The organism is Vibrio wakamikoensis (genome assembly GCF_050337275.1).
GTDB lineage: Bacteria > Pseudomonadota > Gammaproteobacteria > Enterobacterales > Vibrionaceae > Vibrio > Vibrio chaetopteri.
Genome location: NZ_JAKJST010000007.1, coordinates 1 through 23,650, shown reverse-complemented (window position 1 = coordinate 23,650; position 23,650 = coordinate 1). Strand labels below are relative to the sequence as shown.

Annotated in this window: 22 protein-coding genes; 13 read left to right on the top strand and 9 right to left on the bottom strand. The window is 44.3% G+C overall.

The window, feature by feature from the left end; translation table 11 throughout:
* Positions 1-517 precede the first annotated feature (517 nt).
* A complete protein-coding gene (malK, locus tag L4C42_RS00540) occupies positions 518-1,627 on the top strand; it encodes a maltose/maltodextrin ABC transporter ATP-binding protein MalK (protein ID WP_353498989.1) in 1,110 nt (369 codons plus the stop codon).
* A gap of 15 nt (positions 1,628-1,642) precedes the next feature.
* Here the strand turns inward: malK and L4C42_RS00535 are convergent, their stop codons facing one another.
* From L4C42_RS00535 to L4C42_RS00525, 3 genes are all read right to left on the bottom strand, one after another.
* Entirely contained in the window at positions 1,643-2,035 is a 393-nt protein-coding gene (locus L4C42_RS00535; protein ID WP_353498988.1) for a hypothetical protein, read from the bottom strand.
* Entirely contained in the window at positions 2,019-2,822 is an 804-nt protein-coding gene (locus tag L4C42_RS00530; protein WP_429758907.1) for a hypothetical protein, read from the bottom strand. The genes L4C42_RS00535 and L4C42_RS00530 overlap by 17 nt, the downstream gene beginning before the upstream one ends.
* Positions 2,823-2,912: 90 nt before the next feature.
* Positions 2,913-3,575: a curlin subunit CsgB gene (locus L4C42_RS00525; RefSeq protein WP_353498986.1), complete on the bottom strand. Its 663-nt coding sequence runs from the start codon at positions 3,573-3,575 to the stop codon at positions 2,913-2,915.
* 336 nt (positions 3,576-3,911) lie between these two features.
* Between L4C42_RS00525 and L4C42_RS00520 the strand changes: the two genes are divergently transcribed.
* The 3 genes from L4C42_RS00520 to L4C42_RS00510 are packed head-to-tail and all read left to right on the top strand — an operon-like array spanning position 3,912 to position 5,693.
* A complete protein-coding gene (locus tag L4C42_RS00520) occupies positions 3,912-4,418 on the top strand; it encodes a curli production assembly/transport protein CsgE (RefSeq protein WP_429758905.1) in 507 nt (168 codons plus the stop codon).
* A 10-nt stretch (positions 4,419-4,428) separates the two neighbouring features.
* Positions 4,429-4,839: a curli assembly protein CsgF gene (locus L4C42_RS00515; RefSeq protein WP_353498984.1), complete on the top strand. Its 411-nt coding sequence runs from the start codon at positions 4,429-4,431 to the stop codon at positions 4,837-4,839.
* Positions 4,840-4,856: 17 nt separating this feature from the next.
* Positions 4,857-5,693: a CsgG/HfaB family protein gene (locus tag L4C42_RS00510; RefSeq protein WP_353498983.1), complete on the top strand. Its 837-nt coding sequence runs from the start codon at positions 4,857-4,859 to the stop codon at positions 5,691-5,693.
* Between the two features lie 161 nt (positions 5,694-5,854).
* On the opposite strand, the gene L4C42_RS00505 is transcribed toward L4C42_RS00510, so the two are convergent.
* Positions 5,855-6,535 carry a LuxR C-terminal-related transcriptional regulator gene (locus L4C42_RS00505; RefSeq protein ID WP_353498982.1) on the bottom strand — a complete coding sequence of 227 codons (681 nt, stop codon included), beginning with the start codon at positions 6,533-6,535 and terminating at the stop codon, positions 5,855-5,857.
* A 494-nt stretch (positions 6,536-7,029) separates the two neighbouring features.
* Here L4C42_RS00505 and L4C42_RS00500 point away from each other — a divergent pair, with 494 nt between their 5' ends.
* Both L4C42_RS00500 and L4C42_RS00495 read left to right on the top strand, forming a co-directional pair.
* A complete protein-coding gene (locus tag L4C42_RS00500) occupies positions 7,030-7,737 on the top strand; it encodes a hypothetical protein (protein ID WP_353498981.1) in 708 nt (235 codons plus the stop codon).
* Positions 7,738-7,802: 65 nt separating this feature from the next.
* Positions 7,803-9,143, top strand: coding sequence for a hypothetical protein (locus L4C42_RS00495; protein WP_429758901.1), 1,341 nt, complete (start codon positions 7,803-7,805; stop codon positions 9,141-9,143).
* Between the two features lie 109 nt (positions 9,144-9,252).
* Here the strand turns inward: L4C42_RS00495 and L4C42_RS00490 are convergent, their stop codons facing one another.
* Positions 9,253-9,930, bottom strand: coding sequence for a LuxR C-terminal-related transcriptional regulator (locus L4C42_RS00490; RefSeq protein ID WP_353498979.1), 678 nt, complete (start codon positions 9,928-9,930; stop codon positions 9,253-9,255).
* Between the two features lie 374 nt (positions 9,931-10,304).
* Positions 10,305-10,505, bottom strand: coding sequence for a restriction endonuclease subunit S (locus tag L4C42_RS00485; RefSeq protein ID WP_112463026.1), 201 nt, complete (start codon positions 10,503-10,505; stop codon positions 10,305-10,307).
* A 246-nt stretch (positions 10,506-10,751) separates the two neighbouring features.
* Between L4C42_RS00485 and L4C42_RS00480 the strand changes: the two genes are divergently transcribed.
* From L4C42_RS00480 to L4C42_RS00455, 6 genes are read left to right on the top strand one after another with little or no spacing between them, the layout of a single operon-like run.
* Positions 10,752-11,708 carry an AAA family ATPase gene (locus L4C42_RS00480; RefSeq protein ID WP_353498978.1) on the top strand — a complete coding sequence of 319 codons (957 nt, stop codon included), beginning with the start codon at positions 10,752-10,754 and terminating at the stop codon, positions 11,706-11,708.
* Between the two features lie 34 nt (positions 11,709-11,742).
* Complete coding sequence (locus tag L4C42_RS00475; protein ID WP_418642473.1) at positions 11,743-12,747, top strand: DUF58 domain-containing protein; 1,005 nt, start codon at positions 11,743-11,745, stop codon at positions 12,745-12,747.
* A gap of 10 nt (positions 12,748-12,757) precedes the next feature.
* On the top strand, positions 12,758-13,264 hold the full coding sequence (locus L4C42_RS00470; protein ID WP_429758896.1) for a DUF4381 domain-containing protein: 507 nt from the start codon (positions 12,758-12,760) through the stop codon (positions 13,262-13,264).
* The gene (locus L4C42_RS00465) at positions 13,261-14,229 is read left to right on the top strand and encodes a vWA domain-containing protein (RefSeq protein ID WP_353498975.1); all 969 of its coding nucleotides are present in this window, start codon (positions 13,261-13,263) and stop codon (positions 14,227-14,229) included. The genes L4C42_RS00470 and L4C42_RS00465 overlap by 4 nt, the downstream gene beginning before the upstream one ends.
* Complete coding sequence (locus tag L4C42_RS00460; RefSeq protein WP_429758893.1) at positions 14,222-16,054, top strand: VWA domain-containing protein; 1,833 nt, start codon at positions 14,222-14,224, stop codon at positions 16,052-16,054. Before L4C42_RS00465 ends, L4C42_RS00460 begins: the two co-directional genes overlap by 8 nt.
* 5 nt (positions 16,055-16,059) lie before the next feature.
* A complete protein-coding gene (locus L4C42_RS00455) occupies positions 16,060-17,670 on the top strand; it encodes a BatD family protein (RefSeq protein WP_429758891.1) in 1,611 nt (536 codons plus the stop codon).
* 59 nt (positions 17,671-17,729) lie between these two features.
* Here the strand turns inward: L4C42_RS00455 and L4C42_RS00450 are convergent, their stop codons facing one another.
* Together L4C42_RS00450 and L4C42_RS00445 are read right to left on the bottom strand one after the other, a co-directional pair.
* Positions 17,730-18,803, bottom strand: coding sequence for a porin (locus L4C42_RS00450; RefSeq protein WP_353498971.1), 1,074 nt, complete (start codon positions 18,801-18,803; stop codon positions 17,730-17,732).
* 448 nt (positions 18,804-19,251) lie between these two features.
* Complete coding sequence (locus L4C42_RS00445) at positions 19,252-20,304, bottom strand: porin (RefSeq protein WP_353498970.1); 1,053 nt, start codon at positions 20,302-20,304, stop codon at positions 19,252-19,254.
* Positions 20,305-20,961: 657 nt separating this feature from the next.
* Here L4C42_RS00445 and L4C42_RS00440 point away from each other — a divergent pair.
* A complete protein-coding gene (locus tag L4C42_RS00440; protein WP_353498969.1) occupies positions 20,962-21,981 on the top strand; it encodes a porin in 1,020 nt (339 codons plus the stop codon).
* 257 nt (positions 21,982-22,238) lie between these two features.
* Here the strand turns inward: L4C42_RS00440 and L4C42_RS00435 are convergent, their stop codons facing one another.
* Complete coding sequence (locus tag L4C42_RS00435) at positions 22,239-23,567, bottom strand: IS4 family transposase (protein WP_429758888.1); 1,329 nt, start codon at positions 23,565-23,567, stop codon at positions 22,239-22,241.
* Positions 23,568-23,650: the final 83 nt, after the last annotated feature.

Genomic DNA, 23,650 nt, shown 5'->3' with positions numbered 1-23,650 from the left:
CCCACCCTCCTCCTCCTTCCCTACTACCCCCATAATTATTTTTGTCAGGAGGATGTACCTGCGACCTCAATCAAGGAAACTGCAGTCATCCAAGAGTGGATGGTAAGAACCCTTTACCAGTAAGAGCGAATGCTCTGACAGTTTCTTTAAGGAATGAACTTCTACAGGGAACGTATACTGGGTTTTCATCGCCGGACTCGCCAAGTAGTCACAATCTGAAGCACTAGTGGTAAATGTATTTTACGGGGGAGGTTTTCAGTTTGTGTCGGGGGATACTAGCGAAGTCTTGGCTTTGAGGGTGGCGCCAAATCGTACAGCGCCACCCTTTTTTCTTTCCATCTGGGACTATTTGCACAAACTAAGGAACATCAAAACCTAGAATCATCACGCAACAGTTTCCCAGAACTCCAAACCACGTTGTTGGAGTCACACACTGACCAATTTCCTACTATTATTACCTGTCGAATTATCTCTATAATGACCGACGGAAAGAAAAAATGAATCGAGGACGAGCTACATGGCGAGTGTCACGTTAAAAAATGTTAGTAAAGCGTACGGCGACGTACTGATCTCCAAGAATGTCGACCTAGAAATCAACGAAGGCGAGTTTGTTGTCTTTGTTGGTCCATCAGGTTGTGGTAAATCAACTCTACTACGTTGTATCGCAGGTTTAGAAGACATCACGTCCGGTGATTTATATATTGGTGAAGAGCGCATGAACGATGTTGAACCATCGAAGCGCGGCGTGGGCATGGTATTCCAGTCTTACGCACTTTATCCTCACCTTAACCTTTATGACAACATGTCATTTGGTCTTAAGCTTGCTAAAGCAGACAAAAAAGAAATCGACCGCCGCGTTGAGCACGCAGCAGAAATTCTACAGCTCGGTCACCTACTTGAGCGCCAACCTAAAGCACTTTCAGGTGGTCAGCGTCAGCGTGTGGCTATCGGCCGTACTTTGGTTTCTCAACCAAACGTATTCCTACTAGACGAACCGCTATCTAACCTAGATGCAGCACTTCGTGTAAACATGCGTTCGCAAATCACTAAGCTTCAACGCCAACTAGGCTGCACCATGATCTACGTAACGCACGATCAGGTTGAAGCGATGACCATGGCTGACAAGATTGTTGTACTAGACGCAGGCTATGTTGCACAGGTTGGTAAGCCTCTTGAGCTATACCACTACCCAGACAACCGCTTCGTTGCAGGCTTTATTGGTTCGCCTAAGATGAACTTCATGAGCGTGTTCATTGAAGAAGTAGAAGCAGAGCGCGTGAAAGTTCAGCTTTCTGATGGTGATTCATTCTGGATCCCAGTTGATGGAACAACCGTGAACAAAGGCGATCGTATGTCTATGGGCGTACGTCCAGAGCATTTGGTATCGGCGCAAGAAGGCGATGCGAAAGTGGGCGGTGAAGTGATGATCGTTGAGAAGCTAGGTAACGAAACTCAAGTTTATCTTAACCTAGAGAGCGCAGACGCGGACGTTATCTACCGTCAGCCGGACACACTTGCTGTTGAAGTTGGCGATAAGTTTGAGATTGGTATTCCAGCTCACCGTTGTCACCTATTCCACAGCGATGGCAGAGCTTGCCGTCGCCTATATAAAGAAGCAGGCGTATAAGCCTCTCTAATAGTTTTAAGCACCTTTGCTTGCTGAAAATCCTTCCTCTCTTAACGGAGAGGGAGGATTTTTCTTATCTTTTATACGACAATGCTCGTCAATAATGAATCGCGCTTTGCCTTCCTTATCTTGAAGATCGATAGGGAAACTACTTTTCGACAGAATAAACATCGCGACACCACCAGAACCTCGCCAATGATAGTCGTTGCCCGGTTCTGTTTTGACATGGATTGAGAGGTGACTAGTGTCAGCTTCGATCGCAATCTGTATTTGCTCCTGCTTTACTTGGCAACTGACTTGGGTCTTGAACAGTGCAGAAAATCCATCAAAAGCAGTTAAACAAAAAAAGACGGTGCATAACACCGCCTTTTTTACACCCACCGAAATGGATTTAGTTTTGATGTACATATACCGTCGTGTTTAGAGAGTTCATTTGAGAAATGTATGAACTGTCTTGTGCAGATTGAATAACATCAATATCGCCGCCGCTTGAAGCCACTAGATAAGCCTCAGATAGGCTGTTGTTACCTTTTTGGTTAATCAGCAAGTCGTTGTTCGAACTAGACGCGCTTAGCTCAACGATAGACACGTTATTTTTCTTGGAAGTATTTTTACCCTGCATAACAGTGACCATGTTATTTGAGGAGCTTCCAGACAGACGGATTTCAGAGTCTTGGTTTTCACCGTTTTGTGTTACAGCAACCGTATTGTATTTACTCGCATCTCTCGAGCGGACTCGAGACCAGTTATCAATACCGGTTTGTGCAACCGTTACCGTCGAGTTGTCTTCATCATGACGGAAATTCACCACCGAATCGTTGGCATGACCGTCTTGAGTGACATCAATATCTGCCCCGCCAGTAGTACCGCCGATCTTCACTTTAGAGTCGTTGAAGCTGTAACCACCAGATTGGTCGATCATAACATCATTATTATTACCAGGACTGTTCAAACGGATGTCTACGACCGAGCGGTTACCATCGAATACACCCAGTTCACCCTGCATCACAGTAACGGTGGTACCTACGTCATTGGATTGAAGTACGACACTTTTGTTGTCCTTGTCACCTTGTACATCCATGTTTTGGTAAGCTGCGTAATTGTTGAAAGAGACTTCTTTCCCTGTCCCAGGGCCTGCAGCCATAACCGTGGAAGAAGCGACAGCAACACTAACAGCTAATAATAATACTTTCATAATATAACCCTTATTCCTTATAAGTTTCCATGTCATTACATACTCTCTAACCAAGAGTATTTGTATATAAACCGACTGCTCTGATACCTCTTAGTTTCCTTGGTTTATATAAACTCTCATTAACGCCGAAGCATTAATAATGGCGGTGTCACCACCATCTTGAGAAATACCTAAATTTGCAGCCCCAGCACCAGCAACAACGGCAATGTTGTTATCACTTCGCTGAGAAATACTCAATTGACTACCTGCTAACCCGTAATTAGCCTGCCCGATTAACGCGAGATTGTTATCGCCATTTTGCTCAATCAACGCTTCCGCGTTTCTCCCTAACTGGCCGACGTATGCAGCGTTCGAGCTTCCTGTTTGGGTTATGTATGCGGTGTGGTTACGTCCTGACTGCGTGACAAGTGCGGTGTTGTTTGCTCCGTCACGCTGCACCACTTTGGCTTTGTTACCAGCCCTCGAAACACTGCCCCCTTCTTGCACAATTATGGCAACCGAATCAACGACATTAACTGAGTGAACTTCTGAGTAATTGTCTAAGTCAGAACTCGCCCCAGTCACAAACGCATCATAATCAGTCACCACATTCTCACTCACGCCATCAAGAAACGTCCCTGGAGGTGCGCTAAGACCCCCGTTTGGCGCATACCAAAATGTCGCTGCTTGTACAGAACCGCCAGCGGCAAAGACCACTGAACACAATACGGTCGTGAGCCCTTTAGATTTGAGCATTTTGTTATTTAAAACCATGCCTGTTTACCACTTCTTCCGTGATTATTTGGCGTATAAAAATGACTTGATATTTTGGCCAAGACTTTTCTAAAGCAAATTTAAAAAAGCCATTTTTCATCGCCTGACAGTTACTATTCTAAAATTGCACCATGACTTTAGCTCTAAACTAAAAACGAGTTACAGAAATAATTCATTGATAAGTTGTCTTATCTAAAGGGCATTTATAGCGTCCGAAGTATGAAAAAAAACACCTAACTTCTAGGTCGTAAGTTTATGTTTAAACGACGGAGCTTAAGTTAGGCTTTAGATTAGATTTTCACGAATCTATTTCTCATTTTTTAAAAGGATTTTGGAATGGGAGCCTTTATGACTTCAAAAATGCTTACATTGACGCTTATGTTTCTTGCGCTTCCTAGCATCGCAGATAACAGCAAGTTGGAAAACGGGGCTCCTCTCGAAAACGGAACCAAACTCGAAAATGGGAAAAAACTCGAGGAACAGGGAGATAGACTGAAACCGCCATTTTATAACTTTAACGAAGTGAGTGGCGTTATTGTGGATAGAACAATCACACGGCTGGGGGAAGACTTTTATTTTTTCTTTTCTCAACAGTTGAACGACCAATATCCGGATCTTCAAGAAAATCTCACTATTAATGAAATACCAACAGCGCTTTCAGGTAGCATCATCGAAGTCTTCCACTCAAGACAGGTAATTTACCGAACTGCGCTGTCCCCGGGTCGACGCCAAGCAAAAGACAGAGCTCAAGACGCTTTACGTGTGGTGAGTAACTACATCATTCGTTGGCAGGCTGAGCGCCTTTATTTGGATACCTTTGACCTAGAACATGATGAATTTTAAGGCGGCAAGGATGGCAAATTTATCAAGCAAACTCGCTCTTTTAGCTGTGATAGCGACACCATTTGTCCACAGTTCAGAGCTCGTGTATACACCTGTTAACCCAAGTTTCGGTGGCAACCCACTCAACAGTACCATACTGATCAACCATGCAAATGCGATCAATGACTACAGTGATCCAAACGCATCTACATTCGATTTTGAAGAAGAATCGGCGCTCGATAGGTTGGCTTCTAGTCTGGAGTCACGACTCATTAGCCAACTACTTGCTGATATAGGCAACGGCAATACCGGGCAGCTAGAAACCGATGACTTTTTCCTAAACGTTGTTGACGACTCCGGCACGCTACTGGTGCAGATCGTGGACAAAGTAAGCGGTGAATCAACGGAAATCAGTGTTTCAGGACTTAACCCCGACCTCTAATTTACAAGGAACGTATTATGAAAGGTCTAATTGCTATTGGCTTAGCGATATTGCTAAGCGGATGCGCGTATTCGTTGGATATTCCAGATACCGACGCATCACCTAAACTAATGCCGCGTGGCGCAACCTATACTGATCTCGTGTCACTACCTAGACCGGCAGGTAAAATTTTGGTTTCTGTGTATGACTTTAGGGATCAAACTGGTCAATACAAACCGCAACCAAACAGTAACTTTTCAACCGCTGTTCCTCAGGGCGGCACGTCACTATTGACGACGTCTCTATTGGACTCTCAATGGTTTATTCCATTAGAGCGTGAGGGACTGCAAAACCTTTTAACGGAACGAAAAATCATTCGCGCCGCTCAAAAGAAAGACAAAGTCATCTCCAATCACGGCGCAGACCTCTCTTCGCTTAACTCTGCCAACGTTGTTATCGAAGGCGGGATTGTGGCTTACGATTCAAATATTCGCACCGGTGGACTCGGCGCAAAATATCTCGGGATTGGCGCATCAGGGCAGTATCGAACCGATCAAGTCACTGTTAACTTAAGAGCGGTTGATGTTCGTAGCGGTCAGGTACTGCTCAGTATTACCACATCAAAGACCATCTCTTCACATGAAATGGGGCTGGGCGCATTCCGCTTCATTGATTACAAAGAACTACTAGAAGTGGAAATGGGCTACAGCAACAACGAACCGGTTAACATTGCGGTTATGTCGGCCATCGATGCCGCAGTGATTCATCTGATTGTCAAAGGTATGGAACGTGGTATGTGGTCTGCTAACGACCCGCAAGCCATGTCTAACCCGATCATCGCAAGATACTCTCAAGCTGAAACGGAAATCCTCTAGCAACCGAGTAAGCAGTAAACAGGGCTTTGTGGAAAACGGAACTTACCCTTAGCCCTGTTTTTTTCTGTGAGAGAGTCAAAGACAAAGCGAGTCGCCGTCAAAAAAAGCGCCATTCTCAAATAGACCATGGCGCTTTTTCGCATCCTCAATTGTAGCGCTTATTACTGTACAAACTCGCTCGATGCGACATTGTTTTTTACCCACAATAGAGCCTGAAGTCGGTTCTTAACTTTAATCTTCTTGAACGCGTTATGGAGATGCGCTTTAACTGTGTTCTCGCTAACAAAAAGCGTCTCGGCGATCTCGACATTGGATGCCCCATCACCCAACAATTTGATGATCTGTTGCTCGCGTTTTGTTAGGCGAGTGTAGTAAGGACTGGTCTTCGCACACTGACGACGACGGTAGAAGTGAACATACTCATAAACAAGCTTACGACTCATCCAAAGCTCACCAGCTAAAATGCGTTCAAAGCCAGAAACTAAAGTTTCGATAGTATCTGAATCATAGAACACACCCACCAAGTTTTGCCATTTCAGCATTTCTGCATGAGCAAGGTTGGTGGGTGCATTGAGCAGGATCTCTTGGGTGTACTTCTCTACCCCTTCGATAATTTCAAGATACTTTGACGCATTGGCGCTACCAATAGTAGCATAGTCAATGATGATGTAGTCGGTGTCACTACCCAGCGTTTCATCACGATGCCTATACAGCGTTTCAGGAGACACTAAACGAATGTTGAGCGCAACCTTCTGCTCAATAGAGTCTTTGAGTAAGTTAGATTGCAGGCTATTACCTGCAAGAAGAATGGCATGAGGGGTGATGTCCTTATCTTGGGGCATGTCTAACTCCTTGTATGTAAATCTTTCAAAGCTTCTAAGCAGAAAGTATAACAGAGGATTTGGAGCACGTTACTTCGGGGAAACAAGGAACCAACTGTATACGGCTTTATCTTCAATGACTTAGTTAATTTTCTCACTAATGAGAATAGCTTAAATGGAATCATGTTGTTCAAGATAACCTTATACAACCTAGTTTAGAGCAGTCTGTCACTAAGAATATTTCCGGAGCCTACTAATTATCGTTGAGTCGTAGTCATCTTACGAAGACCCACAAATCACTCATGAACCTTAGTTTATGTTTCTAGTCCCATTACCTAAACCAAATAACCACACTCTAAACATTCTAATTAGCCGTACCTAGCTAAGACTATTCATCCTAATTACTAGGGATAGTTTATGAAGCGTTCCACTTTTTAAACATAGTATTTAATTACACATGAAAATAAACTCCGCGTGCCGTAACGTAACGTGGGATAGAAAAGCAGGTCGTAATTATGAAATGTACATTACTAGGCTTATCTCATTTCTCAACGTTTAACGCCGCTCTGTTCAAGAGCGTAGCCGCTATTCTCATGAGCATTGTATGGCTAATAAATAATGTTCCATATGCAGAGGCAAGTGTCTTAAAGGGTTACGCCATACCGCTGGCAAGCAAAATTGATAACAAAGGTAAATTTGGCTCAGGTATTCAACTTACGCCGTTTGGGACAATTAAAGATATCGAAAATCAACGAGATTTAGCCTCCACAAGCGAGCTCAATTATTCAGAAATAGATATTAGTAGTGAGGGAGGTTCCCAGGCAGATATTTATCAACAAAGTGATGGCTGGGGTACCAACTGGGCTCAAGTTTACATAACCGGTGATGGTAATTATGCACTTGTAGCCCAGCAAGGCACACAAAACCAAGCTTATGTATCACAAAATGGCAACGATAACACCGCTCTATTACTCCAAAAGGGTGTCAATAATACTGCACTAGCTCTACAAGAGGGGGATGAAAACCTGATTTTCGTTGCGCAAAAGAATGGAATAAGGGGGCGTCATAGCAACGTAAGTGTTTCTCAACAGGGCGATGGGCATACAGCGGTTATATTGGCAGGCCCAAGAGCAAATGTAGGCATTGAGCAGGGAGGCAATTCACCACAAGCGATTGTAATGGATATATCCAGCGCTATGTCGGTAAACGTAGTGAACCAATAAATATGTGGTGTTAGTAATTTACAACATCCATAAAAACGGCAAACCATTAAATTAAGGAAGAAACAATGAAATATACGATACTAGCAACGTCAATCTTGTTATCGTTTAGTGCAGCGAGCATAGCAGATACTAGTGATATCGATATCTATGGTAATGGCAATAAGGCAACAGTAACACAAACCGATACGTTCGATAGTAAAGCGACTATTACAATAGGTACATCTGCTAATGACGTTGAAGGAAACAAAGCAACTATCACTCAAGATATGACAGATGAGTACACGATAGGAAAAGCACAAGCGACCATAGCTCAACAAGGTGACGACTCTACTGCTTATATCAAGCAAACTGTAACTGGATATAGAGGTAATGTTAACGACTATGGTATTACCCAGATTACACAAGAAGCCGGCACGACTGACAACAGAGCAAGACTCATTCAAGATGGTACAGGTAAAACAACGATTACCCAGAAGGGTTATACTTCAGGTTCCACCGCGAAAATTAAGGCCTATGGCGACGGAAACACCAGCATCGAACAGCACGCTGCAACCAATGCTACCGCCTCTATTAATGAGCGTGGTAACAAAACTATGTTTATTACTAACGATAATCACATCAAACAGATTGGTACTGATTTAGAGGCTACCATTAATCAACGAAGTGGTACCGGTAATAAATCTTCTATCTTTCAATTAGGTGGTGCCAGCTCAGACCTTACAGCAACGATCACCGTCAATGGTAACAACAACTTCAATAAAGTTTATGCTCAAGAAGGTCAACGCATAGGTCTTGCCATAGGCGTAAAAGGAAATACTAACAGCACTGAAGCTAATCAGAATGGTACCGATATTAATACGTTGGTCACAATTGATGGTAACGACAACACAACAACTTTGTCTCAAATCGGCGCTACTCTGGGGGCTGGGGTCGTTGTTGAAGGTAACACTAACACAACAACTTTGACTCAAGACGGAAACTTTGTGCTAGCTGGTGTCTTTGTTGATGGTGACAAAAACATGACAACTGTAACTCAAAAAGGAGATTATATGTTAGCTGGAGTCAGTATTGGTGAAACTTACATTGACGGTGGCACCAACATTGAAGGGAACCGTAACCAGACAGTTGTTATCCAAGAAGGAGATCATACGTTAGCTGGAGTTAGCATTGATGGCAACAGTAACTCAACAACTGTAAATCAAGACGGTAGTTATATCGTAGCCAGTGTTGATATTGCAGGCAGTCGTAACGGCGCATCGGTTATGCAGTCTGGTCTTGGCCAATTAACAACACTTAACATTGACGGTTCTACTAATACAGCTACCATCACCCAAACGGGCAGTATGAACACCAGCAACAATACTATGCAAGGTAGCGGAAATATTATTACTGTTGCCCAAAACTAATCAGTATTCTAGATCAGTAAGGTAACTTCTAAACACAGAAGTTACCTTGCTAGAATTTTAGTTAAGTAAGTATATATCCACAACAGTATGCGTAACACGCTCATGATTACTAAATATACTCGTGAGGCGAAATATTCTCCTTCACCCAGATCAGCGCTTGCAGTCGGTTGCTAACGTTGATCTTCTTAAACGTATTATGTAGGTGGGCTTTTACGGTGTTCTCGCTTAGGAACAATTCCTCTGCAATCTGAATGTTTGTCGCACCCTCACCGAGCAGTTTTATGATTTGTTGTTCTCGTTTGGTCAGGTTCGTATAGTAAGGGTTGGTAGACGTACATAGTCTTCTACGGTAAAGCTGGATGTATTGATGAACCAACCTACGACTCATCCACATTTCGCCAGACAAAATGCATTTGAATCCTTTGATTAGTTTATCCATTTCATCGTCGTTGTAGAACAGCCCAACTAAGCGCTGCCAACGTAGTAGTTCGTTCTGCTGTATACTGGGCTGCGCATTGATAATCACCTCCTGCGCTTCTGCGTCTAAGTACATTCGAAGCTCATTGTACTTTTTTAAGTGATGATCATTTAACGTAGGCTGGTCAATGATGATAAGTGATACATCTTCATCACCAGGATGCCCTCGATAATTACTAAGCCGATCTGGGGAAATAAGCCGAATATCCATATCCAGGTTTTGCTCTAGCAAGTCTTTTAGCAAGCTAGACTGTAAATTGTTTTCCGCCAACAATACTGCACGTTGGCTCTTCAGGTGAGCCTTTGTCATTATTCACTCCATGTGATGAGTTGTGCACGAGTCTAATTACAAAGTTAATAATAGGATGAAGTATCACCTAATCGTCAAGCCGATATTTTTGTGATAAAAATCACAATGAAATCGATTTCATTCAATTAAATAGATTTATAACAGCAAGTTAGAGTCACGTCTCACTTTTGAGAACACTAAGAATAACATTGACAAATAGTCAAATAATTTGCCGAAAGGCACAGAACGAATGGAAAAATCAAACGATAGTTTATTTATTCGATTTAATTAATGGGTTACTTATGTCATTTTTTGAAGATATATGTAGAACAATATACCCTCGACAACGACTGATAAGTGGCGAGGGTTTTATAATCTGATTCTAAGACCTAAGCCTAATGAATAGGTGTCTGGTTATCTTTATTAAACTTGCCAAAATACTGCTCAAGTACTTCTGGCGTTAACTTGCCTTCAGCTTCTAGTCGCTTTAGCTCTGCCGCAATTTCGCGCTGCTCTTCAATCGATGGCAATGCCACCTCAGGTTCAGATTCTACCTGCGAAGCCATTTGCTCTAACTCTTTCTCAAAATCGCTCATAATGATTAACCTCATCAATACTTGTAAACTGTGGCGATTGTACTTGTTTTAGCGAGCAGGTACCAACATTGCGTGGAACGCACTACGCTACTGTTTGCTTTTGCGTCGTTTTGCTATTGAAGTTTTGATTAAACTCCCCAAAGTTATATAGTTACAAAACAATGACCTAGAGTTTGGAACTTTTCGCTCTTCAACTTTTCTATGTTCTTACCTATGTTCTTATATCTGCAATAAGGAATTTTCATCATGCCAGCACAGTCTTTCCAACAACTACAACGTTACTTGCAATCCCAAGTTATTGGTCAAGACAACCTTGTCACGCAACTACTCATCGCCCTACTCGCCGACGGCCATATTTTGGTTGAGGGTCCTCCAGGGCTTGCGAAGACTCGTGCCGTAAAATCTCTGGCTGATTGTCTTGAAGGCAGCTTTCATCGCGTGCAGTTTACTCCGGATCTTTTGCCTTCTGACCTCACTGGCACCGACATCTATCGACCAGAAACCGGTGAGTTTCAATTTAAGCCCGGGCCAATATTCCATTCATTGATCCTTGCCGATGAGGTAAACCGAGCGCCTGCTAAAGTGCAAGCGGCAATGCTGGAAGCCATGGCAGAGAAGCAAATCAGCGTAGGGCAAACTACATACGCGCTTCCTGAACTGTTTTTGGTGATGGCGACTCAAAACCCTATTGAGCAAGAAGGTACCTACCCGCTTCCAGAAGCGCAGCTTGATCGTTTTTTACTCCATTTGGAGGTGGACTATCCAAACGAAGAGAGCGAACTCGCTATTCTGAGACTGAACCGAGGTGAAGCTCAGGGTGAACTCCAACAGTTTGAAGGCAAACTCAGCCAAGAGACCATCTTTAAGGCACGCCAAGAGGTGTTAGCGATCCATATGGCGGATGCCATTGAGCGTTATATCGTTCGATTGGTCATGGCAACAAGGCAGCCTGATACCTACAGCCATAAGTTGGCTAACTGGGTAGAAATGGGGGTGAGTCCGAGAGCGACGATAGCCCTGGATCGAGCCGCTCGTGCCCACGCTTGGCTCGCCGGTCGTGACTTCGTCAGTCCTGAAGATGTTCATCAAGTCATTTATCCAGTGCTGCGCCATCGTTTGTTGCTTAGTTACCAAGCTCAGGCTGAAGGTGTCACTGGAAACATTGTTATTGAAGAGCTTCTCAATACCGTGGCGTCAGCGTAATGGCTAAGAGCGTTAGAGGATTTGGGAGAGTGATATGTTAAATCAACTCAAATCAGTATTGTCTCGTGGGGTACCAAGAAAACACGCGCCTAGAGATACGCTTCGGCAGTTTATCGAAGACGGGAAACTTCCAAAGGCGACCAATGGAGCAACCGTCTCCATTGAAGAGCTGTGTTTTTATCAAACGCACAGCCTGCGTTGGCAGCCACCAGCAAAAAGTATTTGGTCACAGCTCAATGGTGCTCATGCAAGTCCTCGTAAAGGACGTGGCATGACGTTTTCTGAGGTAAGACAATATCAAGCAGGGGATGACGTTCGCCAAATCGACTGGCGAGTGACAGCTCGCACTGGAAAAGTACACACTAAGTTGTTTACAGAAGAGCGCGAGCGCCCAGTTGTCCTATTTGTGGATTTCACTGCGAGTATGCTTACAGGGACAAAACTACTGCTCAAATCCGTGCAGCAATGCCATTTGGCGGCGCTGTTGGCGTTTGTTGCACTCAGCAGCAAAGATCGTGTGGGTGCAGTGATTAGAGTTGGTTCTGAGCTTATCGAGATTAAGCCATCCAGCTCGCGTACATCAATTATGCGTTTACTCAGTCAACTGTGCGAGCAACACAATCACTTATTACAGCACAGGTCGTTGTTACAAGAAGAATCGCTCATCGACCCATTCAACGCGTTAAGCAACCTTTGTAAAAAAGGTAGCGAGGTGATTGTTTTAGGTGATTTTTCAGAGCTTGATGAACCTCAGATCCAAGCTATGGCTCGCTTAGCCCAGCACAACCGAGTGCGAGCCGTGCAGATCTTTGACCCTATTGAAACTGGACAAACTCACGCTCGGGGGACTCAGAAAGTCATCGGCAAACATCAAGAGCTCACACTCGACTTTTCAAGTGCTGGCATTAAAAGTCATATTGCAGACGCGTTTGGCGCCCAACACCACCAGCTAGCAGCTGAGTTATCAAAAAGCGGTATCGCCCTATCGCTGATTTCAAGCGGAAACCCGCTGCTTTCTCAACTTATTCGTTTTAATTAGTACCATTATTATGAACGCATCAACGCAAACTCACCCTCTGCCCCTACAGCCACTACACCTTCCTGAAGCCCCCGGGATGTGGCCACTTCCGTGGGGGTACTGGGCAATACTCGCGACTATTATTATCACTGCTTTACTATTGATTTGGCTAACGCGCCATTACAAACACAAAACGCGGGCTAAAAAGGCCGCCATTAAGCTTATTGAAACCCATTCTGGCTCCTCGCCCTCTTCGGCAATAGAGATCGTTAGGCAAGCCGCACTCAGTTATTTCCCTCGTGAGGATATCGCCAAACTAAGTGGTGAGCAGTGGCTAGCCTTTCTTGACTCGCAGCTCGATGACCCTCGATTTAAAGCGAAGGCTCTACAGTGGCAACACGTGCTGTATCGAAAAGCGGTCAGCAGCAATGACACAAACAGCAAAGAAACGGATCATGCCCTCGTGAACGATTGTGTCCATTGGGTGCAACATGCCCTTCCTCCAAAACGTAAGTTTAGAAATTGGAAGCAGTCATGAGCGGGTTTAGTTTTGAATGGTGGTGGATGTTTCTAGCGCTTCCATTACCCATAGTCATTTACCGGTTGCGTTCTGCTCCAGCCACGCGGGTACAAGTCACCTTACCACATATGGATGGAATACATGCACGCATTAACCAACGCGATAAACTCTGCAAGGTAATGGCGGTTTTGGGTTGGGTTGCTTTAGTCACCGCTAGCGCAAGACCCGTTTGGTTTGATGAGCCTATTACCGTCTACCCTAAGCATCGCGATATGATGTTAGTCATTGATTTATCGTACTCTATGTCTCGTGAAGACATGCTGCATGATGGCGACTATGAAGATCGCCTTTCGACGGTAAAACGTGTGGTTTCGGATTTTGTTGAGCGCCGTGAAGGGGATCGCTTAGGGCTGGTCTATTTCGCTGACCATGCTTACTTACAAACGCCACTGACCTTCGATCGCAAAGCGATTCAAACCCAGCTCAACCAAACGGTTCTCAAGCTGATTGGAACCCAAACTGCTATTGGCGATGGAATCGGGCTTGCCACTAAAACCTTTATCGATGGCGACGCTCCGCAACGCGTGATGATTCTACTCAGTGACGGCAGCAACAATGCCGGCGTACTCGACCCAATAAAAGCGGCAGAAATCGCAAAACGCAATGACACAACCATTTACACCATAGGTATTGGTGCTGGTGAAATGCAAGTACGAGAATTTTTTATGACGCGCACCGTCAATACCGCAGAAGACCTGGATGAAAAAGCCCTTATCGCTATCGCTAAACTCACTGGCGGGCAATATTTCCGTGCTCGAGACGCTAAGGAGCTCAATACGATTTACGATACCATCAATGCGCTGCAACCGGTTCAAAAAGCGACTCAGTCTTGGCGACCACGCACTGAATGGTTCCCTCTTCCTGCTTCTCTTGGGCTAATTTGCCTTGTGCTCATTACCATTATTAGGAGAAATGATGTCTAGTTTTCAATTTCTCTACCCTCAAATGCTTTGGCTTATTGCACCTGCTATCGGCATCTTGCTTTGGCTCGCGACAAATCAACGCTCATCAGAGATCATTGCTAGTCACCTAGCCAAAGCACTTGGGCAAAGTAAATCTAAAGGTCGCCATCTCTATTGGCTATCCCCTCTTTTACTCTTAACTATCATTGCGTTGGCAGGGCCAAGCTTTGGCAATGCACAAAAGCCAGGAGCTCAATCAGCGAATGCTAGAGTGTTGGTGTTAGATATGTCTCAATCGGTCTACGCTACTGACATTAAACCCACGCGTCTTGCGCAGATCCGCTACAAAGCGCTCGATATTTTGCCACTTTTCGACCAAGGACAAACTGGACTCGTCGCCTATGCTGGAGATGCTTATACTCTTAGCCCATTAACCTCCGATGCGGCGACACTCGCGAATGCCATTCAATACCTTTCTCCAGAAATCATGCCGTTCCAAGGGGCACGAGCCGACCTTGCTGTCAAACAAGCCGTCGGCCTAATGGAGCAAGCGGGAATGAGCCAAGGCGAAATCTTACTGTTTGCCGATGGCCTAAGCACTAATGAGTCCGAGCAGATACAAAAACAGCTTTCAGGGACTGGGTTTAGTTTATCGATTCTTGCCTTTGGCAGTCAAAGTGGCGCTCCTATCCCACTTGCCAATGGCGCTCTGCTTACCGACAGCAAAGGCAACACTGTGGTAGCCAAAACTCCCTACGATGAAATGCAAAAGCTGGCTAAATCAGCCGGCGGACAGTTCACCAGCTATCAAAGTGATAACGTAGATATTGAGCGTTTGGTGAACACGTCTCGCTATGAACAAGTCGCTGGCAGCCACAATCAATCACTCGATATTCCTATCAATCACGGGTATTGGTTAATGCCGCTAGTGGTGCTGCTAGTTTTACCATTGTTTCGTAAGGGCTTTGTATTCTCGATATCTGTAGCGATGGTACTCTCTGCCAGTTACGCGCCATCTTCTCAGGCATCCCTTTTAGATAGTGCCTTTAAAAATCGCGATCAACGTGGCGTTGAGGCATTTTCTCAAGGCAACTACCAGCAAGCGGCTGAACTGTTTGATGATGCTAGCTGGAAAGCAGCCGCTTATTATGAAGCCGGAGATTATTCGTCGGCCATCGCCGCACTGGAGGAGCTAAATGATGTTAACGACGTTTATAACAAAGGCAATGCTTTAGCTCAATCTGGCGAGATTGAAGCCGCTAATGAAGCTTATAAAAACGTATTAGATCGAGATCCAGAGCATGAAGATGCAAAATACAATTTGGATCTCTTAAAGCGACAGCAACAGCAACAGCAACAGCAACAGCAACAGCAAAAAAAGCCTGAAGGAGATGCAGAGGACAAGCAAGGTCAGTCGCAAAAAGACTCTAACGAAAGCGCCTCTCAAGACAACCAATCGCAGCAAAGCCAATCAAGTGAAGAGCAAAACAAAAAGCAATCGCAAAATAATGCATCGAGGGAGAGCGCTCAAGAGCCCAATACGAAGTCACATGATGACTCTGAGCAGCAAGGTTCGAATCCACAAGCCGGTGAAGATCAAAATGAATCAAAACAGTCTCCCACCACGCAACAAGCAATGAGTAGCGAGGCACCGAAAACGTCTAATGAATCAGCCGAACAAAGCCAGGCTATAACCTCAAGTAGCCAACAGCAAGAAGCCAACGCGGACTTACGTCAACTAGAGCAAGTAGAAAGCGTGCGTGACCCTAGTTTGCTTCTTAAAGCGCAAATGTTACTTCAAGCCAAAGACAAACCGGCTCCGTCTGCAACGGATAACAACTGGTAGTAAGAATGAAATTGAAACGTCTATGTATAAATATCGCCATCGCACTGCTGTCTATCACCAGCAGCTTTACCGCTATGGCGCTCAATGTCACCGCCAGCGTGACGAAAACCAATGTCAGTAAGGATGAGGTCATCCAGCTTAAAATTGTCGCCGATGAAAAGCTTGATGGCAGCAAAGTTAACTTCGATACACTGAGTGATGACTTTTTCATGGGAAGACCCAGCTTTAGTTCATCAGTGAATATTCTTAACGGAACGCGCCGTGATAGCAGTGTTTGGACAATTGCTATCGCACCGCAGCGCCTCGGTACACTCACCATCCCAAGTTTCGATATTGATGGCGTGACCACTGCACCCATTACTCTTACTGTAACAATGGATGATCAAACACCGACCGCAGACGAGCTGATTGAAGTGAGAACACAAATCGGCAAAGCGGAACTGTATCCCAAAGAGAGCACGACTCTGGATGTGCGTATCATCGTAAAAGTCGACCCGAGAATGCTACAAAACCCTTCTCTTAGCGACCCTATCGCCTCTGATCTCGATATTACAGCTATGGGAGAGCCCAAACAGTATCAAGCAGTGTTGGATGGTGTTGAGGTATTAATCGTTGATCAGAGCTACCGTGTTACCGCAACACAAAGTGGCGACTACACTATCGTCGCTCCAACGCTACGAGGTGGTGTTTTGTATAGCAGCCAACGTGGTGGCAGCACGAAGATCTTGAACCTTGATAGCAAAGCCCCAGAGGTGAACGTCTCGGTACTGCCAGTGCCTGAAAACTACAATGGCATTTGGTTACCCACTCCTTCACTCAAGGCTTCACAAACATGGATGCTAGATAACGGCGAATCTATCAATTCTGACTCAGTGAGTGTAGAGACAGGTGATGCTTTGACGCGAACTTTATCGGTGACTGCCCAAGGGGTGTCTGCCGAGCAAATGCCAGAACTCAACATCCGCAATCCAAAAGCGTTTAGAGTCTATCCGGAAAAGCCGAGTTTCACTGAGAATGCTGATGGCTCTGTTACGATGACCCTAAAACAAGTGTTAATCGCTAAGTCTCCTCAAGTCGCCACTCTGCCAGCCGTGGATATCCAATGGTGGGATACAAAGTCAAAACAAGCCGCCACGACCACGCTCCATAGCTTAGAGGTCGAAATTGCTGCTAATGAAGACAACACAGCTGCAATGCCGACATCATCTACTCCCCCGCCTACTGAGATTGTTGTGCAAGACTCAGGGTTTTGGCCGTGGCTAACTGCGCTATTTGCCGCGCTTTGGTTGGCTTTTATGGGGCTTTGGATTAGAGAGAAACGTCACTCAACATTGCCATCAGAAAAATCTAGCGACAAAAGGCAAACATCGAAGAACAAATTTATTCAAGCGGTACACGCTAGTGATGCGATAGCGGCTCACACGCAGTTTGAAAAGTGGTGCAAAGAAGAAAGTCTATCGACGGCTTCTATATCTGCTATCAAACAAGAGCTTGAACTAATGAGTGCAAGTGCTTTGGGACACCAATCGAGTGAATGGGATAAACGCCACTTACTTGAACTCATAGAGTCGATGCGAATAGAAACGCATCCTAATGAAGCTTTAGCCAAACTCTAAAAGCTAGACACTAAAAAGGCGCTCAATGTGAGCGCCTTTTGTCTAATCAAACTAAGTGATTATAGGTAGAAACGAGTACCAATGATGAACTGGTGATCTTTCGCTTTCTTGTATTCCGAACCTTCACCTTGATTATCGTAGTTGTAACCAGTGTATGCACGTAGGCGTGGTGAGATAGTGTATTCAGCTTGTACAGAAGTACCAGACTTAACACGTAGACCTAGGCTGTCGTCTTGCATCTCTTCGTGCTTAAGGATTAGGTTTAGACCGTTATCTAGACCATAAGCTAGAATAGAGTCGAACGCTTTCGTGTCTTTTAGAAGCTTGCCATTTGCAGAGTTCATGTACTCGTTCACTGCGTAAGTCGCTGCTACGTATAGACCAGCACCGAAGTTACCGTATTTACCAGAAACTAGGTGAGATTCAGCTGTGCGTGCAACGCCGCGCTCTGTTAGGTTACCAGAGTTAAACGCGTAGTTTGCGTTGAAACCGTTGATAGCGTAACCAGCTGCGATTTGAGCACGGTTTTGAGAGTTAAGAACTACATCTTTAGAGGTAGTTACTTTACCATCTGTATCTACTTTAGAAACAGTTTCAGTTGTTTGGTTAGCACCCTGCCAACCAGCACCGATAGTTAGTGCGCCAGCTGTGTCAAAATCGATAGTGTTTGAGTAAGCAACCATTTTCTCAGCACGTGCTGTACCGAAGAAACCGTGGTTGTCGTATAGGAAATCATTTGACCAACCGATTGGCGTATCAACAACACCAGCTGCCATGTAGTATGGAGACCACTGTGTACCAGCAGCTAGACGACCGTAAGTCTCGTGACCAAGACCGATGTAACCTAGACGAGTCTTGAACGTGTTCTCAGCACCTTCAAGCATGTTCATTTGCCATTCAGCTTTGAAATCAGCCTTGAAGCCGTTACCTAGGTCTTGGATTACTTCAACGTTTAGACGAGGAGACTTCTCTTCAACACGAGCGTCTTGACCTTTGTGTGCACCAGTAAGACCAACAGTCACGTGACCGCCGATGTTCATTACAGTGCCTTCGTTGTTGTAAACTTCTAGAGCGTTAGCTTGAGTACCGATTGCTGCAGCTGTAACCGCTACTGCTAGTAGTGTTTTGTTCATAATGACTTCCATATGACAGTTTCAAACTTAAGCGCTTCTTTCTATCCATAAGAGCGAGAAGCAAAAACTTAAGTAATTGGGTGTTAATCGCACTACTCTGAACGGCTGTATTAACAGAACGCTCATTACAAGTGCATGAAAAACATGAATTTGCGATATGGGATTACTTTAAACGGGAAGTTCCGTGATGTGACGTTAAATGAAATGAAGAGTTAAAAAGCCAGCAAACCAAACAACTTAATTCTTGCATTTCAGATACATACGAGCAAAAGAATTGAGATGAGATGAGTATTACTCAGTTTTTGTAAGATATTTTTACCTTTTGGACATTTTTTCCACAAATGCAAGTAAAAGCATACATTCAAGCGATTTATCACTTAGAACAAAAGGCATAAAAAAACCCGCTCACTAGAGCGGGTTTTTGCAATCAAAAGACTAACTGTTTCTATTATAGGAAGAAACGTACGCCAGCTGCGTATTGGTTGTCTTTGTCTGTTTTGTAGTCGCCAGAACCTTGTAGGTCAAACTGGTATGCTACGAAAGCACGTACGCGTGGGTGAATATCGTACTCAGCTTGGATAGCAGAAGTAGCGTAAACTGTGTCGCTCTTCTTCTCATCGCTTACTGCTTCATAGTTAACGCTTAAGTTTAGGCTGTTAGATAGACCGTAAGCTACGATAGCTTCGTATGCACGAGTCTCTTCAAGTAGATCAGCGTAACCAGGCTTAGCTGCGTCATCGTAGTTCATGTAGTCGTTCATTGCGTATACACCAGCAACGAATAGACCTTTACCGTACGTACCGTACTTAGCAGAAACTACGTGAGATTGTGCTTTTTCTGTACCAGTGATAGACGTATGCTGGATGTCACCACCTGTGTATGCGTAGTTCACGTTGAAGCCAGCGATATCATAGCCAAGAGCTACTTGACCACGGTCATCAGTCATACCAGTTTTAACATCACCGTTTTTGATGTCTTGAGAACCTTGCCAACCTAGACCAACGTTAAGTGCGCCAGCGTCAGCAAAATCAAAACCTTTAGTGTAAGCAACTAGCTTATCAGCACGACCTGTTCCGAATGCACCATGGTTGTTGTATAGGAAGTCGTTCGCAAACGCGATAGGAGCATCAGCAATACCAGCTGCAGAGTAGTATGGAGACCACTGTGTACCAGCTGCTAGACGACCGTAATCAGCGTGAGAAACACCGATGTAACCTAGACGAGTAGTGAAAGAGTTGTCACCGCCGTTAAGCATGTTAAGCGCCCACTCACCTTTAACGTCAGCCGTGAAGCCGTTGCCTAGGTCTTGAGTTGCTTCCATGTTGATACGTGGAGATTTTTCGTCTACTGCGAAGTGAGACTCGTCACCACCAGCTACGCCAACAGTTGCGTGGCCGCCGATTGTGAATGTAGAACCGTCGTTGTTGTATAGTTCAACTGCTTGTGCAGTAGTACCGAATGCAGCAGCTGCCACTGCTAGTGCGATAAATTTTTTGTTCATTGGGATTTCCATATTTCAAGTTTTTGTATCATCTCGATGGATGACATCACGCTCATTAAGAGGTTACGCACACAGACATAACACCCATGCATGCAACCCGACTCGATGTAACGCTGGATTAACATGACGAGAGCCACTCTAACCTCAAAGTTCCCAAAGCCTTCATAAAAAGACGTAAAACATTAAAAACACTGTTTTCTATTTTAATAAGTTCTTTTAAAACAACCACATACAGCAACAACAAAAATCATAAAGCGTTATAAAAGCAGTATTCAATTCAGTGATTTTTAGCCAATTTAGATCTTTTGGGGTCTGTTTTGTGATGTTAAGCAGTTAAATTTGTTTAAATTTCAAACAAATCCAATTGGGTATTGAATAAGTAAAACAACAGGTTAAGTCAGACAAATCAGCCTCTCTCTTGCCGGAACCGTACTTAGAGAGCACGCACTTGGAGAAATGAGTTACAAAACCACTAATGAAATGGGTGATATATGAGCAATAGATCACAAAATTACAGATAAGATGGAACTTTACATCAATCGGTGAGGAAACATTCAAAAGGCGTCCTATCCTTCAAATAGATCGCTCTTAGAGTGGTATCGGAGCGATCTCGCAGTGGAAACATTGCAGTGGTTAAAATAATTAAAGGATAGAATTATGAAAATGGCAGCCATCGCTACGGCGATTACAACAGCACTCGTCTCTGGTTCAGCACTTGCAGCAGAGGTTTATAGCTCAGATGGCACATCTCTAAGCATTGGTGGTCGTGCGGAATTCCGTGGTGACTTCCAGGGTCAAGAGTCAGGCGCTAAGCTCGATGGAACAATGGACAACAAGTCACGAGTTCGTTTGAACGTAGGTGGCAAAACCCAAATTACTGACGATTTGTCTGGTTTTGGCTTTTACGAAGCTGAACAAAAAGTAAACTCTTCAGGCGGTAACGACAAAGGCACGAAAGGATTGACTTTCGAGCAACGTTACATGTATGTAGGTTTAGAGTCGAATAACAATGCGGTTTCGTTTGGTCGTCAAGATGCAGCGACGGTACAAATCTCACAAATGTCGGATAACGTAGCAACGCACAGTGGTATTCAAAAAACGTACATTGAAGCGGGTGATGAGCAAATAAACAACGCTATCAACTATTCCGGTTACTTCATGGATGCCTTGTCTGTGAAAGCAAGCTTGCTAGCTTCAAGCGAATCAAGCGAAGATGGCTACGCTCTTTCGGGTATTTATACACTTCCGTTTGGTCTTGGTGTTGGTTTGGGTTATGCCGCAAATGAAAATGATGGAACGCAAGATTCTAAGCAGTTTATTGGGGGCTTGAACTATAAATGGGAAGGCCTATATGTTGCCGCAACGTACACACAAGGTGAAGGCTCCAAGAAGTTAACCTCAGCAGATAATGACTTCACTAGTTATGAGTTTGTTGCCCATTACTTGTTCGAAAATAACTTCCAAGCCCTAGTTGGCTATCAAAAAGGTGAAATCGATCCGTCTGGTGCATCTAAAATCGATGTAAGTGACTATTTCGAGCTAACCGGTGTCTACTACTTTAACAGTGCACTGCGCACCTACGTAACTTACAAAGTTAACAATTTGAAAGCTGATAGCTCTTCGCTAGTTGAAGACGCAGACAACTCACTACGTCTAGGTCTACGTTACGACTTCTAACCTACCCGGTTAACCAATACCACAAGGGCGAGTTTACTCGCCCTTTTTTACTTCGTGAAACACTTATATACACTCTGATATTGAAAATACCCAATTAAATCAGAATGTAATATTACCCACATCTATCTGTCATATTCAAATCATACCTTATCCACATCCCAAGGAAGATGTGATGTCGCTTCAATGCATCACGTTATTCAATACTTATAAAGGTAATTAAAATGAAAAAGGCAGTTCTAGCGAGTAATGCCACTCGCTTAAGAACGAGTGGCATGTTTTTGTTTGTTAGGATATCTGGCAGGCTTTTTTAATACGACTCTAGGGTATGGTTTCCGGTTTCGTTTCTTTGGAAGTATAAGTCGCTTACCATTGTCCCTCAGGGCTTTTAGATTTTTCGGAATCGCCCCAGGACTCCGAGTATCGCTCGCCCAAATCATCTCATCCATTATTAAGAACAACGCATTAATAAAGCTGATCCGTAGTGGTTCAACTTGGTGTTGTTTGGCCATCTCAGCCATCTCTAACCTCACGATGTTATAGCTGATTAGTATTCCCCATAGTTCCTGATACACCCCAACCTTTTTCTTGCTTCTTAGCGTTGGCTTGTTTTGTAATTGATACTGTTTTAACTCACCGTAACTACGTTCGATTTCCCAGCGCTCCCAGTACACTTTAACTAAATCATTAAATGGATAGCGTTCAGGACATACGCAGGAAGTAATAAAACCTTTGATTTCGCCTTTAGGTGCAGGGATAAGAATAAGGCGAGCTTGCCATGTTCTGCCAAGATAAGGAGCTAGCTTTTGAGCTTGTGGTGAAACGGGCATATCAATGAGATGGTCATGTTCAGTATAGCTTTCGACTATGTCATAGCGCATTTTGGCTTTGATTGGTGTTAACCAATGACTATTACTGCCCGCGCCACGCCAACTGGTAAATAATTCCGCTGAAGTAAATCCTCTATCAAAGAGCGTCAGCGAATCATCGGGTGCTGAACCAACAAGTTGCTGAGCATAAGAAATTTCACTATTGGTTACGGGGCCAAAAGCAGCGTCAGACAAAAGGTGGCTGCGTGTGGACATCAATGTTACGGCTAGAACGCTCGGAAGCGACGCGCCTTTTTGAGCAAAGCCAAAGTGCTGATTTTCTTCAGTATTATGAGTCTTGAAATGTGTGCCATCGACACTCAGCAACTTCAAACCACAAACTTCATCAAACTCTGATTGCTGCTCCCATTGTTGAGCGGTAGTTTTAAACAGGTAACGCATTGGTTTATCTCCAAGACGTTCTTTTCCTTTGATAATACTGCTGGTAGCCATAGGTGTGAGTTCACCATTCAAATCAGGGAACGCTAACTCAAGTTTATCGCAAACATCTTGAATGGAACGATTACGCTGAAGCCCTATACCTAATACTAACCACACGGCTTGTTCCGCTGGTAAGCGGCGCTTTCTGAGCGATACTCGTCCAGTTTGTTGAACTGCTTCTTCAACCCACTCTAAAGGAATATGTTTGTTAAAGACATCGATTGGACGTTCGTGGCAAAACTCTGCGRTAACTTGTAACTCTTTTGAAAACTCAGACATAAAAAATCGGCCGTAACTTGCGTTACGACCGATTATGTAGCTTCTATAGGATCGTTCAAGTAGCTAAACGATCGGCATTAAGC